Origin of the sequence: Vagococcus entomophilus (assembly GCF_003987595.1) — a bacterium.
Taxonomy (GTDB): Bacteria; Bacillota; Bacilli; order Lactobacillales; family Vagococcaceae; genus Vagococcus_E; species Vagococcus_E entomophilus.
The window spans coordinates 727,958-744,083 of the sequence record NZ_NGJZ01000001.1 but is presented as its reverse complement, the minus strand read 5'-3'; the positions used below and the strand labels follow the sequence as shown (position 1 = coordinate 744,083).

Genomic DNA, 16,126 nt, shown 5'->3' with positions numbered 1-16,126 from the left:
TTTTTAAAATGCTAGAATCCCTAGTAAATTACCGATTGTATTAGTTTTTTTTCATAAGATAAATCGGCGTTTTTCTAAGTTATTTTTATTAAAATAGCCGTTAAAAATAATAAATGAAAAAAAAACAAAAGATTTCATTTTTTTAATTACTCGGAAAAAAAGTGAAATTTAATAAATGTAGATTTTAGTGTAATGTTTAATTTGTATACTTTATAATAAAAAAATTTAAAGTTAGGAGAAGTAGAAATGAATAAAAAAAATTGGCTTGTTTTTCTATTGTCGCTGACAATTTGCTTTATTTTAGGGGGAGTGGGAACGTCGAAAGCTTTGGCGGCAACTTCTGTCAATGCGGAGAATTTTCTAGACTATTTTACGTTACAAGGAGATGCTTCTTATAATGAACAATCGGGTGTTGTAACACTTACACCGGATCAAAATGATAAAGTTGGAAATTTCACCTTAAATGACCAAATTGATCCGTCTGCATCCTTTACACTAAAAGGACAAGTAAATTTAGGCAGTAAAACAGACATGCAAGGTGGAGCGGACGGGATTGGATTTGCCTTTCATCCAGGTGCTAAAAATGCGATTGGTTTCACAGGAGCAAACCTAGGAATTGGCGGGCTTGCAAATGCCACAGGTTTTAAACTTGATACCTACTATAATGGGTATTATGAAGGTGGGAAGGGTGGCGATGCTAACCACAATTTAGGTTGGGAAAAAGATCCAACAAGTGGCCGGAATCAACCCTTTGGTACGTTTGTAACAACAGATGACTCGACATATGCACACAATGATGTAGACGCTGTGCAACAATTGTCCACGTCAGTTCTAGATGGGCAATTTCATGACTTTGTTATTGCCTATGATGGCGCAACAAGAAAGTTAACCATTACATACGATAATAACGGTACCAACCTTGTATGGACCAAAACAGTTGATTCTAACTATAAAGCCTTGTCAATGGCAATCAGCGCCTCTACTGGGGGAAATAAAAATTTACAACAATATAAAATTGATTCTTTTGATTATACCCCAACACCTGGGAACATTATTGTAAAATACGTTGATGCGACACTTGATAAGGATATTATCAATCCTTTATTATCAAATGGTGAAGTTGGTGCAGATTACACAACCGAACAAAAGTCATTTGAAGGGTATAATTATGTAAAAGTTGAAAGTAACATGAATGCTAACTATACGGGATCTGGAACGTACCAAAAAGATACGACTGTAATCACCTATTACTACGTGAAAAATACAAGTATTTCTGGCGAAAAAATTTGGAAAGACTACAATAATAAATTCAGCACAAGGCCAGATAGCATCGTGATTAACTTACTTCAAAATGGTACACCAATCAAGCAACAAACGATTAAAGCAGATGAAAATGGAGCTTGGAAGTATAATTTTGAAGGATTAGATAAATACAACCAGGCAGGAGAGGCATATGTGTATACTGTTTCTGAGGTTTCTGTCCCAGGCTATACAAGTGTCGTGACAGACTCAAAAATAACGAATACTCTTAAAGTAGAGCCAGTAACAATTGCTGGTAAGAAGATTTGGGATGACAACAATAACGCATATAATAAACGTCCAACAAGTATTACAGTATCTTTGTTACAAAACGGGCAACAAATCAAACAGCAAATTGTAACGGCAGATGCTACAGGGAACTGGATGTATTCATTTGATAATTTAGATAAGTATGATGCTGACGGAAATGAATATAGCTATACCATCCAAGAAGAACCTGTCGATGGCTATCAAACGATTATGGATGGGACCGGCTTCAATATCACAAATAAAATAAATGTTGGAACGCCAGGTACAAGTGAAACAACAACAGAACCAAGTACAAACACAAGTGAAACAACAACAGAACCAAGTACAAACACAAGTGAAACAACAACAGAACCAAGTACAAACACAAGTGAAACAACAACAGAACCAAGTACAAACACAAGTGAAACGACAACAGAACCAAGTACGAGCACAAGTGAAACAACAACAGAACCAAGTACGAGCACAAGTGAAACAACAACAGAACCAAGTACAAGTACAAGTGAAACGACAACAGAACCAAGTACGAGCACAAGTGAAACAACAACAGAACCAAATACAAGCACAAGTGAAAGTACGACAGAACCAAGTACAAGTACTTCTTCTAGTCAAAATCAAATAGTCCCAAATCCTTCAACAAGTAGTTCTAAAGCAACGAATTCTGGAAATGTTTCAGACAAAACGTTGCCTCAAACAGGGGAACTAGATTCAGTAAAATTGGTAGTAATTGGTTTTGTACTATTAGCAGCTAGTTTTGTATTGGGATTTAAAAAAGTTGAAAAATAAGATTGATTGTAACAAGTTAGAAAATTCGTAAAGCATAAATATTAGGAAAAACCAAAACAGAAGAGATGTCTGTTTTGGTTTTTTATTTAGTTAAAATTAAACAGAAGTCATAAAAAAATGAGGAATATGTTAAAATAGAAAAAAAGTAGGAGGGATAAACGATGCGCATTATTTCAAGAGAAGACATAGATAGTCATTATTCGATGGAGGAGTGCATTGATTCGGTCAAGGATGCATTTGCGTTATTTTCAAAAGGAAAAGTCCAAGTTCCTTTAAGAACACAAATAAAAAATGGGGAAGGGTCAGGAACATACTTGTGCATGCCTGCATATTGCCAGGAGTACAATGCCTCTTGTGTAAAACTCTTAAATATGTTTCCCGGCAATGTTCAACAAGGTTTGCCGGCTATTCATGCACAAGTCTTTGTCATGGATGCAAAGAGTGGGGTGATCAATGGAATGATTGACGGAAACTATCTAACTCAATTACGAACAGGTGCAGCTAGTGGTGCGGCGTTTAAACTTTTGGCTAAAAAGAAGTGCGAAATTGGTGCTTTAATTGGAACGGGTGCCCAAGCGGCAGCGCAGCTCGAAGCAATGCTTATTGCTAAAAAGTTAAAAGAGGTCCGGATTGCAGGTTTGGATTTTAAGCGTACACAAGCTTTTGTAGCAGATATGCAGCAAAAAATGCAACATTTTCCTACAAAAATTCTAGCAGTTTCAGACGCAAACACAGCTGTTGAGCAGGCTGATTTGATTGTAACGGTTACCTCATCTCAAAATCCTGTCTTTGATGGTAAAAGAGTAAAAAAGGGGGCAACCATCTCTGCGGTTGGCTCTTATCAACCCCATATGCAAGAAATTCCTGCCGAAGTGTTAACCCGAGCTTCTAAGATTTATTTTGATTCACAAGAAGCAGTCTTATCAGAATCTGGCGATATATTAGTTCCTTTAAGTTTAGGAATCATCAAAGAGGAGCAATTTACAGGGGAGATCGGACAAGTGATAAATGGGGAACTGGTTAGCCGAGAAAATGCAGAAGAAATCATTTTGTTTAAAACTGTAGGCATTGCAGCTCAGGATTTGATTGTTGCTCAGGCGATATTTGATAAAGTAACGAATTGATGATTAGACTTTAGCGGCAATGAAAGGTACGGATGTTAATATATGACGTTTGTATCTTTTTTGTTGAGACAAAATAGGCTAATTGAAATTTCCCTCTTGACTATAACGTTACGTGATAGATTATGCTTGATGAAGTCAAGAAAGGGGAGTTAGAATTATGGTTGTACAATTAATAAGGTCAGATAAAGTTTATCAAGAGATGTTAAAAATGCCGGTTGAAGCAAGAAGAGACTATTTTCGTAAGCATGTCTTAGAGGGATTTCGTCCTAAATTTGACTGTCAAAAGATTCCTTTTGAGGATCCAGAGTTTGACGTTTTCAGCATGCTAGGCATGATGCATTACTTACCAGAAAAAATTGGCGAACCACTGCTAGAGGAAATTAACGCTATTTGTTCAGAGAAAATTTGGGAAAAAAGTTTAAATTTACTAGAAACGATTTATCAAAGCTATATTCACGAAGGGATTCTACCACCTGTTTCTCATTACAATTTAACGCTTTTGCTTGGCAGAGCGGATAGCACAGTACTCGCTTTAAGTGAAGGCTTGATAGGGGATGGAGGAATTCCAGGATATATGGTGATTAGCTTGGTTCCAAACGAAAAAACTTTGGACCGACTGCAGGCAGTAATTGCACACGAGATGAATCATAACATTCGCTACCAGTATATTAAGTGGTCACAAGATGTTACTTTAGCAGAATGGATGATTGCAGAGGGATTAGCTGAAAACTTTGTAGAGAGTCTTTTCGGACCACAATATATTGGTCCTTGGGTGAAGAAAAATACACTAGAAGTTGTCGAAAAACGAATCAAGCCAAAAATGAAAGATAAACTGAACCTGAGTGGGATGCAAGCTGTTTTGCCTTATATTTACGGGGATGAAATCAGTCGTATCCAAGGTGGAGAACAGGTTGATCTGCCTTACGCAGCAGGATATACGCTAGGTTACTATTTGGTAAAGTACTATTTGGAAAAAACGCAACAATCTATTTTTCAGGCAACAATACTGCCAGCAAAAGAAATTTTGAAAGAGGTGAAAGAATTTTGGGATTAGTATATAGTGTCCAAAACATATGTGAGATTACGGGGCTGTCTAAAAGAACCCTACATTACTATGATGAGGCTGAAATTTTGGTGCCAGAAAAAAAAGAAAATGGCTACAGAAGTTACACACAAAAAGATTTAGAAAAATTACAAAAGATTTTATTTTTTAAAAACGTAGGCTTGTCTTTGAATGAAATTAAAGAAGTAATCTGTTTGTCAGACGCTTTACAACGTGATTACTTAAAAAAACAACAAAGTCTTTTAAAGAAAAAACAACAATCATTAGGGGACACGATTAAAACTTTAAATGCATTTCTTTCAGGAAAAAGTTTCTTAGAAATTGAAAGCTATCAATCAAACGTACAGCCTTTAAGTCAACAGTATCAAAAAGAAGCTGCAATTCGTTATGGTGAAACTGAAAGCTATCAAACTTATAACAACAGACGTGATCAGCTAAATAAAAAAGAAAGACAGCGTTTGGACGAAAAAATTAACGCTAGTATGACAAAAATTTTTCATAATATAGCGAAAGCACAACAACAGGGATGTACGATTAACGACATGGTTGTGCAAACTGAAATTGAGTGCTTATATGATTGTTTAAACAGGCTAATGGAATGCTCAACTGAGCTATTTCAGTGTATTGCAAGACAATACGTCGAAGATCAGAGGTTCCACCATTATTTTGACCAATTTCAAGGGGAAAATTTGCCTGTGTTTATTTATAATTCAGTCTGCTTCTTTTGTGTAAATACAGCAAAACTAAAAAAAGAATAGTTAAGAAATAGTTTGTCGTATATTAGTCGATTACATCATGCAAGTAGCAGATTCGATTAGACTGCTATCCTTCTTTGGGTTCACTCGTAGCTTAAGTGTAACAGCTGTTTATTTTGCAAGATTATAAGGTGAATTCTACAAGGGACCGTAAAAAGCGTTTTTTGCTCCCAAAAGCGAGTCTTCTCGTCAGATATGAATTGGACTGTCTATCGTTGAAAGAGAATTTAAACTGGTGGAAGAAGATAAAGTGAATTTTATTTTATTGCGTGTTTGAGTCGCCCCACTTAGCTTCATACGCAGCCATTATTCTTGTCTGTTATCATGATAACAAATAGAAAATTATTTATTTTGATAAAAATAACACAATATTGTTTTTATTGAGCACTTTTTATGCTATTATTCCTAATTGAGGAAAGGAGGTTAGGTATGAGAACTTTATTGTTAATCGGATTCGGGATAGTACTAGTGGTAATTGTCTATGCGTTGTTATTTGCTTTTGTTTCTACCCTCCAAAAATTCACCATTAATTCTTGGAGAAAAAGAGCAAACAAACTCTCGGACAAAAAGTTGTTAAAAAATAGAGATTTCTATGGCTTGCAGCGTAAGCGAAAATGGATGGCAATCTTTTTGAATGGTATCTTCTATAAGAGTTATCTTAAACAGCAAGAAGAGCTATATCAAATTTTTCGTGAAGAGGCAAAAAAGCGTGGTTTGTAAATCTTATATGAGTAGACCAAAAAGCGTGAGACAAAAGTATGACAACTTTTGTCTCACGCTTTTTTAGTTTTTGATTAAGTGACGCATTTCGATCTTGTTCATCAAGAAATAATAACAACCAATCAGGATGAGGGTGAAAATGGATAAATAAACAACCGGATTTAGCGGATTCAAGCTCACTTCTTGTCCGTTTTGAGTATAGCCAATCAAATGCTTAAGAACTTCGACTAGCGTAAGAGAGAAAGTAGCAGGACTATCAGTAGATGTGAGAGAAACTAACTGAGAAATCACAATAATTATCACAATGCAGATGATTTTTTGTAGCTTTGAAAGTAGCAATAAAGTTGTTCTAAATACAATTATGAAAATAGAAAGAGTATAACTAATCGATAGAAATAAGAGAAAAACCAGTACTTGATTTGCTAAATGATTAGAAAAATAATGGCTATAAAAGTTGATAAGGTCACTTTTGATCGAAACATTCGATAGAAGTGGCGTAAGATTTATAGTAATAAAGTAAGCTATGCAAAACAAAGTGCTACCAAGTAAGGCCGATAATACCGAAGAAATAAATTGACTTTTACGTGATAAATTATATTGAAAAAATAAGGGAAGATACTGTATCGACAAGCTAGAGCTTACCATAGCAATAAAGAAAAAGAGTAAAATTTCTATATTTTCAAAACTAAAGCTAGAAGTACCAGAAGTTCCTGCACAAAAAAATAATATTGCTGGAATAACTATGGACATGGTCGCAATGGTTAACCAGAAAATACCGGCATGCTGGATGTATTTTTTTAATTTGAATTTTGTCATGGTATAGATGGTCATATCTGTTCTGCCTCCTCAGTCGTTAAAAGAATAAATAGCTTTTGCAAATCACAAGAATCAATGTCAATTTCGTCTGGCACCGGAACATCTGGTAGAGGATCCAACGTATAGTAAGAGACATAATTTCCTAACGATTCTTTTCCGATAATCGACAGTGTCTGACAAAATTCTTTTACTTTATCTTCGGCACCACGGATAATTTTTGCTCGTTTTAGTAAGTCTTCAGAGCTAGTATTTAACAGAACGTTGCCGTGGTTAATAATAATAATTTTCTCAAGCAGCCCTGTGATTTCTTCGATTAGATGAGTAGAAATGACAAACGTCCTTGGACGCTCACTATAGGTTTGGATGAGTTCCTTATAAAAAAGATCACGGTGGGTAGCGTCAAGTCCTAACACAGGTTCGTCTAAAAATATAAATTTACATGGGACACACAACGCAACAATTAATTTTGTGATTGAACGATAACCTGTTGAAAGAGCAGAAAACTTCTGTTTTGGATTTAATTTGAATTTTTTCAACAGTTGTTGACTGAGTTCATCATCAAAATCTCCGTAAAATTCCTTAGTCCACTTAAAAATTTCCATCACTTTCATATTTTTATGATAAAGGTCTTGGTCACCAGTTAAGAAGAAATCCGTATGTAAAATAGTTTTATCAGCAACGATTTTTTGCCGATAAAAGACTTGTCCCTTTGTTGGGAAGGTTCGATTGTTGACGATATTCAGTAATGTACTTTTCCCAGCTCCATTACGTCCCAAGAGACCATAGATGGTATTTTCTTCAAATGATAAATTAACACCAGATAACACCATTTTTTTTCGATATTTTTTTTGTATATTGAGTAATTCAATTTTCGCCACGTTGATACCCTCTTTCGATTAATAGTAAAAGTTCTGATTTTGATACGTTAAGTTGTTGTGCTTCACGAATAACAGGTTGGATTTTTTCCTGAAAAAAATTTATTTTGCGTTCTGCCTGAACTTTTTCTCGAGCTCCTGCTGTCACAAACATTCCGCGTCCGCGTTTTTTTTCGATCAGCTGTTTATCAACAAGCAAATTCATCCCTTTTAGTACGGTCGCTGGATTCATATTAAACGTTTTAGAAATCTCAGTGGTCGAGGGAATCTGTTCATTTTCTTTAAAAGCTTCTGTCAAGATTGATTCTTCAATTTGGTTTGCCACTTGCAAATAAAGTGGGGTAGAGTCTTCATAGTCAAAACGCATCTGTGTCTCCTTTCTTAATTGGTTAATCAGTTATGTAGCTAACTATACATGCTTTGAGTCCAGCTGTCAACATTTTAATTAAACTATGGCTTTTGTCTAAGGTGTGCCAAGACAGGAAAAAATGAATGAATTAGCGTTTAAAATGATCTTTTCTTGCTGTTGATACAAGAAAAAAGTGAGAAAGTACGAACGAAAAAATGACGGACACTTGTATGTGGTGGCTATACTAAAGCTGAATTGTTGCAATTATTAGCAAAAAAAGCAGTTCAGATCAATTTTTACAGGGAGCAATTTCTAAATTACAAAAATTTCTTATACAGTAGCTGTCACTAAACACTCAGTATGTGATTTGGCATGGTGCAACACTAGCTGAAATTTTAGCGGCTCATAACAACTTTTAAAGCAATCGTTGTCTATCAAGAATATTAAAAAAAAGAAATAGAAGTTATCTATTTCTTTTTTAGTTAGCGCTCAGGTGCTCGGTAGCCAGCATTGACGGCCTCAGAAACGGTTTTAAACCAAGCAACAGGTTTGGTTGTCCGATTGTAATAGGTACTTCCGGGTATGTGGTAAATGCCTGCACTGGAGCCTTTAATCAACCCATTTCCATTTGCATCTACATACTGTTGTTCATCACTAGAAGACTGTGAGTTTTGAGTCGCAGCTGCTCGATTTGCTTGTTCTTGTGCTTCTTTTTCGTTTTCATTGAGAGTATTTGTGATGGATGTCGCGCGTTGAGTTAAGTCAGAGTTACCATCTGGAATGGCTTGAATTGCTTGGATGGCAGCGTTATACGTATCATTTGTAGGATTTTTTTCTGCTGCACTCACCGCTTTTTCTGCTTCAGCTGTTTGTTGTGCGTTTCTTTCATTCCTATCAACTGTTTCTTTTACTTTGGCTAAGCGTTCAGATAATTCCAAATGTTTGCTAGATAAAGTATTAATCTGGCAATCGGCGGCTGCATAATACTCACGTGTCGGTGTGCGCTCAGCTAAAATAAGTGCAGCTGTTGCTTCTTCTTTTCTCTGAGCTTCCTCTTGTGCTAATTTTTTTTTAAAATCTTTAGAAGCAATCACTTTTACTTGTTTGTGTGTTTGATTTTTTCCTTTGGTTGCAGTGAGTTTAATGGTTTTACTTTTGTTATTTTTCAGCGAAATAATATAGCGAAACTTATTATTTTTAACAGTGACTTTTTTGGAAGCTGCTGTAACCTCAGTTTTACTCGTGGTGCTTCCTTTTATAATCGCTTTGCCCTTGGCGTCTGTCGTGACTTTTTGTTGCTCTAATTTAAGCGTAGGTTGGCTGGTTGCAGCCAGTGAACCAGTGCTAAATAATAGAACAAAGATTCCCAGCAGAATCCCTATTTTCTTCTTCATATCATTAACTACTTTTTTATTTTTAAATATAAATGCTTATATATTTTATAGTATTTTGTATTTATATTAAAAGGTCATTTTGTTAAGGCTTTACATAAAAAAGTGCACGATGAAAATTAGATAACTCATCGTTTGGAACATTCAAGAAGAGGAAAAATTTGATCATTAAAAGCGAGTAGGACCCCTAACTTGACCTTTTCCCAATAACAAAAAAGTGTGTAACAAAGAAAAAAATCTTCTTTGTTACACACTTTAAGTTTGAATGGACAATTCTATAAGAGGATTTTATTTAAAAAGATCAAACCCACCAGTCCAATTGATTTTTTCGCTTGCTGCAAGAGTCAATTGTAAAAAGCCTATCGCTTCCAATTCGCGTGCGCGTTTTAAAGCACCTGCATCCACAACATTCAGACCGCTTCCTGATAATGATTGGCTAATTGTTTCTTTAGCAGCAGCATCATCTGAGGCAAGTAAGACGGTTGTTTGGTGTTCACCTGACACTTTTTTACTTGTAAGTGTCGCAGCAAATGTAGTATTGAATCCTTTTACAACTTTTGATTCTGGAAGTTCTGTAGCAAACAAGGCAGCTGCAGAGCTATCACTTGGAACGACTAAGCGATCAAAAGTATCAAAGTCGAGAGGATTTGTAATATCAATAATAATTTTCCCTGCTAGCTCTTGTTTGTAATCAGCGATAACTTCTTTTACAGCCGGATATGGAACTGCGAATATAACGATTTCACCTAATTCTGTTTTTTTAGAGTCATGTGTTACATAACTTACTTGATTCCCAGCGTCAGAAAAATTACTGCCAATTGCTTGTCCCATATTTCCTTTACCAAATATACTAATTGTTGTCATAAATAATTCCTCCTAGTTGTTTTAAAATAAATTTACAAGCTTATTATACCACTTACTTAAAGTTAGTAAAGGGATAAGTCTTACTAGTTGATTAATAAAAAATAGTTTTGATGCGATAAGATAGTAAAAAGAGTTACACGTTAAATTTTTATATAATTTATATCTTACATAAAAAGTATAATAAATTTTAAAAATAATACAACTGTCCATATTATTTGGAAAAATCTAACATTAATAGTAGAATTAATTAAAAGTATGAAGGAATACTAATTTTAATTGTTTTGGGGGAGTAATGATGAAAAATAAGTTTGTTTGGTTAATGTTAATCAGTGTTTGTTCCATGGTTTTAGTTGATCCTGTATACAATGTCTATGCTACTGAAAAAGGTCACGAAGTTCAAAATACGGATTCGAATAAAGAGAATCTAAGTACTACAACGAGTACTACTGCATCGTCTAGCAGTAGCTCTCCCTTAGAAACGACGTCTTCGGTTTCTGAAGTGGGAACTTCAATCAGTCAGAATCAATTAAATGCTCCAAAAGCATCAAGCGACGAAAAGCTAACGGTGACTTTTGTCAATCAAACAGAAAAATTTAGTCAAACTCAAGTTGCTAAAAATACCCCTGTTTCTTATCCAGGAAGCCCTGCTCCCAGTGGAGATCAAGTGACGTTTGTTGGTTGGTTTACAGACCCAACACAGGGGGAACAATTTGATTTTAGCCGACCTGTTGAAAACTCGATGACTCTTTATGCCAGATTCAGTAATACGTATCTGGTTCAGTATAAAGATCAGACGGGAAAAATAGTGGATTCCAAATCGGGGATTTCTGGGCAAACCATTCCTAAAAGTAGTGTTGAACCTATTTCACCTGTAGGTCAATATTTTTCTTATTGGTATGAAGAAGGAGATACAGCGCAAACGCCGATAAATTTTGAGGATACGACTCTTTCTAAAAATTTAGTACTCGTGCCTAAATTTAATCCTGGCAGAACCGTTTTATTTATTTCAGAAGGCACTCAAATAAGCCCAGAGTATGTTAAAGAGGGCTCACTTGCCAGCCAACCAGTAGAACCAAGTCGATCGGGCTATACTTTTTCACATTGGGCAACAGAAAAAGATGGAAAGGAAGCTTATAGTTTCGATACTCCAATAACAAAAGACACCACATTGTATGCAGTTTGGACACCAGTCAACGCGACATATACCATTGTGTATTGGTTAGAAAAGCCTAACTTAGCATCAGATCCAGGAACGGATCCGACAAATTATAGTTTTTCTTGGTCTACAGTAAAGCAAGATGCTAAATCAGAGGATATCGTTACTATAAATCAATCTTTGGCAGATCGTATAAAAAATGCTAACAATCAAGGACAAGCGGCACTCAAATACTCTGAGTATGCATTTAGTCCTCCTGAACAAATATCAGGGAATGGACAAACCGTTGTTAATGTTTATTATAAGCGAACTATTTACCAACTAAACTTTGAACTCAATAATACAAACGCCGAAATGGTTGCTAATGGGCAGACCTACAAAGGGACAGATTTTAATCGCTATAGTATTCAAGCGAAATACGGAGAAGACATTAAAGATCGTTGGCCAGAAGTTCCTGTTGTGGCAGGTGGCGCTACTAGCTTTCATGGTTGGAAATATCCGGATAGCTCTGATAGTGCAGGATCGGTTACAACTGGAAACCCCATGACGCTCACCAGCTCTTTAATCTCAACAAATGGACAAAAGTCTATGACTCTAATTGGGAACTATCTCAATGGAAATCAAGAAAATGTAAGGAAAATCTATATGGAGTCACTTGATGATACTGGTGAAAACTATGCGGGGACTTACTACCAACTTTTTGATACTCAAGTCTACAATTCTATCTCGAATCGCTACATTCCAGATGAGTTTTATGGTTTTGCTTTTTATACAAAAGAAGAGACAGACACTAGACACGGGAGCTACTATTATTTGAGGAATCAACATACGTTGACTTATAATACCCAAGGTGGTGATTTACAAGGACAAGAAGAGACAACTAGTAAAAAGTATCAAGAAAATTTGACGGCACCCAATGACCCTATCCGCAGTGGCTATGTATTTGCAGGTTGGTACTTTGATAGTAGTTATAAAGAAAAAGTTGATTTTAACAGTTTAAAAATGCCAGATGGGGATTTGACTTTATTCGCAAAATGGGAGTCGACAAAAAATATTGTTCGCTATTTTGACTCTATAAAAGGTACGCAACTATTGCAACAGGGTTATGAAAATAATGAATACATTCATTTTCCAAGTGACTATGTACGTGGTCAGACATATGTCGAGGGAAAAGGACTGTTTGATGGTTGGTATTGGCAGTTAGGCTCTTCTAGTTTTGAATTTTCGGATACGATTCCGATTACGAAAAATATTGATTTATATGCCAAGTGGATTACAGATGGTTTTTATGTGTCGTATGATTTTGGCGAAGGAGACGGTGATGTTCCCTTAGACAACAATGCTTATAACTTAACCACAAAAGCACTAGTTCAAGATAGCACAGGCATACAGCCGCCAGAAGGAAAAGTATTTATTGGTTGGAAAGTCGATCAAGACAATACGGTTTATTATCCAGGGGATTATGTACAGGTTCGTGGCAATATCACGCTAACAGCTGTTTATGCCTCTAAGGAAGACCTTGTTCATATTGTGTATCATGCGGGTGATTATCCTAATCATCCAGAAGACGTGATACAAGATGCAATTAAGCAATCAACTGTTGTGGTTAAAGGCGCAATCTTTAAACGTGCGGACAAGACTTTAGTTGGTTGGAGTAAGGAGAAGAACGGGGCAAAAGATTACTCTTTAGGGGAAGTTGCTGTTCCAGTAGGTTCTTCCGATATTGATCTGTATGCTGTTTGGGAAGATAAAAAAGTAAATATTAGCTTTGTACCTGGGGAAAATGGGACGCTTGATTACGGTGATCATGCGATTACGACTTCGGTGAATTATGGAACGAAGTGGAAAGATTCGACGATTGCTATCCCAACACCCAAAGCGGATGCTGGGTATGAATTTGCTGGGTGGTCGCCCAAGCTGCTAGAGGCAAACGATTCGCTCACAAATGATCAAATTTTTACGGCACAGTTTATAAAAAAAACAACAGGAAGTGTGACCATTCGATATGTGGACCAAAATGGTGAAACAATTGCAGCGGATAAATTGATCAGTGGCGCATCAGAAGAAAGCTATGATGTTTCGACTTCTGCTTATAAATTAGAAACAATCGGTGACTATAACCTAATTGGAAGCTCAGGTACACTCAAAGGAACATTTGGCAAGGAAAACCACTTGGTACTCTATACTTACAAGAAAGCAACAGGAGAACAAACAGGAGAAGTCCAAGTTAGATATATTGATTCAAAAGGTAAAAAAATCCGCGATTCCTTAGTTATAAAAGGAAAGGTTGGTCAACCTTATAATGTCAAAGGCTCCAACATTTTGATTGAGGGGTATCACTTTGTTGCTACATCCGGAGTAGTAGTAGGGACCTTTGCACCTACCACTACGGTTATTACACATCTTTATGAAGCTGGTTTGGAATCTAGTGGGCAAGTAACGATTCATTATGTAGATAAGGATGGGAACCGTCTCCATGATGATCGCATATTGCAGGGGAAGATTGGGGAAGCTTTTTCCTTGAATTCACATTTACTAACGATTGAAGGCTATCAATTCGACCGGATTATTGGCGGACAAGAAGGAAGATTTACCACTCTTTCTCAGGAAAAGACAGTCATTTATCAAAAAAATAAAGCGAATGTGACAACCTCAGATACTGCGAGTGGAAACGCTGAAGCGAAACGTGCAACAGATAATAAAAATGCACTACCAAAAACAGGGGAAAGTAAACAAAATTTAACCATTACTTCACTTGGTGGAGCATTGTTCCTACTGGGGTTACTTTTGTTTTGGAAAAAAAGAACAAAAAACTAAAAAGATTAAATACCTTCTACAAACACAGAGGTTGACTAAAAAGGCTTTTCAAAGTACGCTCCGTTTCTTTGGAAAGTCTTTTTAATTGTGTTCTTTTGATAAGTCGTTTGTAGGTCTCGTTTTATATGGATAAAGGAAATAATCTTGACATATAGAACAAGTGTTCGTATAATTATTTGGTAACGTACAGGTGGTGAAAAGATGGAAATGTATATGGATTATTCAAAAGAACCACATCTAGATATATTATGCATTGATGTAAAAAGTTTTTATGCGTCTGTCGAATGTGTAGCGCGAGGGCTAAATCCGATGCAAACCATGCTAGTTGTCATGTCTAATGCTGAAAATGCCGGCGGACTGACATTATCGGCAAGTCCTATGGCAAAAAAAGTGCTCGGGATTTCAAATGTTTCCAGACGGTTTGAAATTCCAGATCACCCAAAACTTTTAGTTGTTCCTCCAAGGATGAGCCTATATATCAAGAAAAATCTTGAAATTCTTGATATTTTTCGAGAGTTTGCCTCGGATGAAGATATACTAGTCTATTCGATTGATGAAGCTTTTTTGAGAGTGGATGCTGTCAAAAAATTATATCAAGAAAATGCCTATCAACTGGCACGCCACATTCAAAGAAAAATTTATCATAAGCTAGGCTTATACACAACGGTAGGTATTGGGGACAATATGTTACTGGCCAAACTAGCCTTAGATAATGAAGCCAAGTGTGCCACAGATTTTAAAGCAGAATGGCGTTACGCTGATGTAAAGCGAAAGGTTTGGAAGATTCATCCTATTACTGATTTTTGGGGGATAAATAAGCGAACAGCTAAACGGTTAGATTACTTAGGAATCAATTCTATCTATGATCTCGCGCACAGTGATCCTCATGTGCTAAAGCGTGAATTCGGTGTGATGGGCTTACAATATTATGCTCACGCTTGGGGGATCGATCGTAGTGACATACAAAAACGGCATCACCCAAAAGAAAAAACAATAGGACTTTCACAAATTTTACCAAAAGATTATCATACTAAGCGTGAAATCGAAATTGTTTTACAAGAAATGAGCGAACAGCTGACAACACGTCTCAGAGCACAAGGTTTACAAACTTCTTGTGTTAGTCTTGGAATCGGAACAGCCTATCACGAAATTAGTGGTGGATTTCATAGGCAGATGAGCATAGATACAACTAATCAGACGAAAAAAATAGTGCACGAGATAATTGAGTTATTTAATAGATATTACCAAGGAGAAGGGGTTAGAAGTATTTCTGTCTCTTGTTCCAAATTGACAACCAGCAATGTGACACAATTAACTATTTTTGAAGACCCTGAAAATAGTTTGAGAGCGCAACATTTAGATCACACAATAGATACTTTGAGAGCGCGCTTTGGCTTTACTTCATTGTTACATGCGCATAGTTTGATGGATGGGGCAACAAGTATTCAGCGCAGTAAGCTTGTGGGTGGGCATCTAGCAGGGGAGGAAGTCAAAGAAGATGATACTAAATCGGTTTAACGAAACGTACATTGATCGTGGCAGCATAAAATGGATGGGGATGTATTTATCTGAGCATACTCGTGCGCTCCATACAAATGTTCAGCAGAAAAAAAAGCGCTTTGAACGAAAAAATGAGATGAGTTTTCATCAAATTTGCGAAGTGATGGATTTAGCGATAATAAAAAATAAGGAAATCGTCTTACAAACCAATGAATTAAATGCCGAGAGGGGAGCAGCGCCTTTTATAGAAGGAAAAATCACAGGATACGATGACGTTAAAATTTGGATTGAGCAAGCTTCCGTACAATTTGATTCAATTAAATTTATAGCAATTAAAGAATAAA

Annotated in this window: 13 protein-coding genes; 8 read left to right on the top strand and 5 right to left on the bottom strand. The window is 36.2% G+C overall.

Features of this window, described 5'->3' with window-relative positions; genetic code table 11:
• Positions 1–246 precede the first annotated feature (246 nt).
• The 5 genes from CBF30_RS03425 (at position 247) to CBF30_RS03405 (ending at position 6,014) form a co-directional block, all read left to right on the top strand.
• The gene (locus CBF30_RS03425; RefSeq protein ID WP_126822781.1) at positions 247–2,352 is read left to right on the top strand and encodes a lectin-like domain-containing protein; all 2,106 of its coding nucleotides are present in this window, start codon (positions 247–249) and stop codon (positions 2,350–2,352) included.
• A gap of 161 nt (positions 2,353–2,513) precedes the next feature.
• Positions 2,514–3,476, top strand: coding sequence for an ornithine cyclodeaminase family protein (locus CBF30_RS03420; RefSeq protein ID WP_126822779.1), 963 nt, complete (start codon positions 2,514–2,516; stop codon positions 3,474–3,476).
• 157 nt (positions 3,477–3,633) lie between these two features.
• Positions 3,634–4,530: a DUF2268 domain-containing putative Zn-dependent protease gene (locus CBF30_RS03415; protein ID WP_126822777.1), complete on the top strand. Its 897-nt coding sequence runs from the start codon at positions 3,634–3,636 to the stop codon at positions 4,528–4,530.
• Positions 4,521–5,297 (top strand): MerR family transcriptional regulator, encoded by a 777-nt coding sequence (locus tag CBF30_RS03410; RefSeq protein WP_126822775.1) that lies wholly within the window; start codon positions 4,521–4,523, stop codon positions 5,295–5,297. Before CBF30_RS03415 ends, CBF30_RS03410 begins: the two co-directional genes overlap by 10 nt.
• Before the next feature lie 426 nt (positions 5,298–5,723).
• The gene (locus tag CBF30_RS03405; RefSeq protein WP_126822773.1) at positions 5,724–6,014 is read left to right on the top strand and encodes a hypothetical protein; all 291 of its coding nucleotides are present in this window, start codon (positions 5,724–5,726) and stop codon (positions 6,012–6,014) included.
• 63 nt (positions 6,015–6,077) lie between these two features.
• On the opposite strand, the gene CBF30_RS03400 is transcribed toward CBF30_RS03405, so the two are convergent.
• The 5 genes from CBF30_RS03400 to CBF30_RS03380 all read right to left on the bottom strand — a co-directional run bounded on the left by CBF30_RS03400 (position 6,078) and on the right by CBF30_RS03380 (position 10,309).
• On the bottom strand, positions 6,078–6,845 hold the full coding sequence (locus CBF30_RS03400) for a hypothetical protein (RefSeq protein ID WP_126822771.1): 768 nt from the start codon (positions 6,843–6,845) through the stop codon (positions 6,078–6,080).
• On the bottom strand, positions 6,842–7,708 hold the full coding sequence (locus CBF30_RS03395) for an ATP-binding cassette domain-containing protein (RefSeq protein WP_245974994.1): 867 nt from the start codon (positions 7,706–7,708) through the stop codon (positions 6,842–6,844). The genes CBF30_RS03400 and CBF30_RS03395 overlap by 4 nt, the downstream gene beginning before the upstream one ends.
• Positions 7,695–8,072 (bottom strand): GntR family transcriptional regulator, encoded by a 378-nt coding sequence (locus tag CBF30_RS03390; protein ID WP_126822768.1) that lies wholly within the window; start codon positions 8,070–8,072, stop codon positions 7,695–7,697. The genes CBF30_RS03395 and CBF30_RS03390 overlap by 14 nt, the downstream gene beginning before the upstream one ends.
• A 464-nt stretch (positions 8,073–8,536) precedes the next feature.
• Positions 8,537–9,448, bottom strand: a complete 912-nt coding sequence (locus CBF30_RS03385; RefSeq protein WP_126822766.1) for a sunset domain-containing protein — start codon at positions 9,446–9,448, stop codon at positions 8,537–8,539.
• A 285-nt stretch (positions 9,449–9,733) separates the two neighbouring features.
• On the bottom strand, positions 9,734–10,309 hold the full coding sequence (locus CBF30_RS03380) for an NADPH-dependent F420 reductase (protein WP_126822764.1): 576 nt from the start codon (positions 10,307–10,309) through the stop codon (positions 9,734–9,736).
• Between the two features lie 295 nt (positions 10,310–10,604).
• Between CBF30_RS03380 and CBF30_RS03375 the strand changes: the two genes are divergently transcribed.
• The 3 genes from CBF30_RS03375 (at position 10,605) to CBF30_RS03365 (ending at position 16,125) form a co-directional block, all read left to right on the top strand.
• A complete protein-coding gene (locus CBF30_RS03375; protein ID WP_170168920.1) occupies positions 10,605–14,282 on the top strand; it encodes an InlB B-repeat-containing protein in 3,678 nt (1,225 codons plus the stop codon).
• Positions 14,283–14,483: 201 nt separating this feature from the next.
• Positions 14,484–15,800: a Y-family DNA polymerase gene (locus CBF30_RS03370; protein ID WP_170168919.1), complete on the top strand. Its 1,317-nt coding sequence runs from the start codon at positions 14,484–14,486 to the stop codon at positions 15,798–15,800.
• A complete protein-coding gene (locus tag CBF30_RS03365) occupies positions 15,781–16,125 on the top strand; it encodes a hypothetical protein (RefSeq protein WP_126822760.1) in 345 nt (114 codons plus the stop codon). The genes CBF30_RS03370 and CBF30_RS03365 overlap by 20 nt, the downstream gene beginning before the upstream one ends.
• Position 16,126 lies beyond the last annotated feature (1 nt).

What these genes read in the sequence shown, in the direction of transcription:
- CBF30_RS03425 (WP_126822781.1), top strand. Translation starts at nt 247, where the DNA reads ATGAATAAAAAAAATTGGCTTGTTTTTCTATTGTCGCTGACAATTTGC.
- CBF30_RS03370 (WP_170168919.1), top strand. Translation starts at nt 14,484, where the DNA reads ATGGAAATGTATATGGATTATTCAAAAGAACCACATCTAGATATATTA.
- CBF30_RS03420 (WP_126822779.1), top strand. Translation starts at nt 2,514, where the DNA reads ATGCGCATTATTTCAAGAGAAGACATAGATAGTCATTATTCGATGGAG.
- CBF30_RS03385 (WP_126822766.1), bottom strand. Translation starts at nt 9,448, where the DNA reads ATGAAGAAGAAAATAGGGATTCTGCTGGGAATCTTTGTTCTATTATTT.
- CBF30_RS03405 (WP_126822773.1), top strand. Translation starts at nt 5,724, where the DNA reads ATGAGAACTTTATTGTTAATCGGATTCGGGATAGTACTAGTGGTAATT.
- CBF30_RS03375 (WP_170168920.1), top strand. Translation starts at nt 10,605, where the DNA reads ATGAAAAATAAGTTTGTTTGGTTAATGTTAATCAGTGTTTGTTCCATG.
- CBF30_RS03390 (WP_126822768.1), bottom strand. Translation starts at nt 8,072, where the DNA reads ATGCGTTTTGACTATGAAGACTCTACCCCACTTTATTTGCAAGTGGCA.
- CBF30_RS03400 (WP_126822771.1), bottom strand. Translation starts at nt 6,845, where the DNA reads ATGACCATCTATACCATGACAAAATTCAAATTAAAAAAATACATCCAG.
- CBF30_RS03380 (WP_126822764.1), bottom strand. Translation starts at nt 10,309, where the DNA reads ATGACAACAATTAGTATATTTGGTAAAGGAAATATGGGACAAGCAATT.
- CBF30_RS03415 (WP_126822777.1), top strand. Translation starts at nt 3,634, where the DNA reads ATGGTTGTACAATTAATAAGGTCAGATAAAGTTTATCAAGAGATGTTA.
- CBF30_RS03365 (WP_126822760.1), top strand. Translation starts at nt 15,781, where the DNA reads ATGATACTAAATCGGTTTAACGAAACGTACATTGATCGTGGCAGCATA.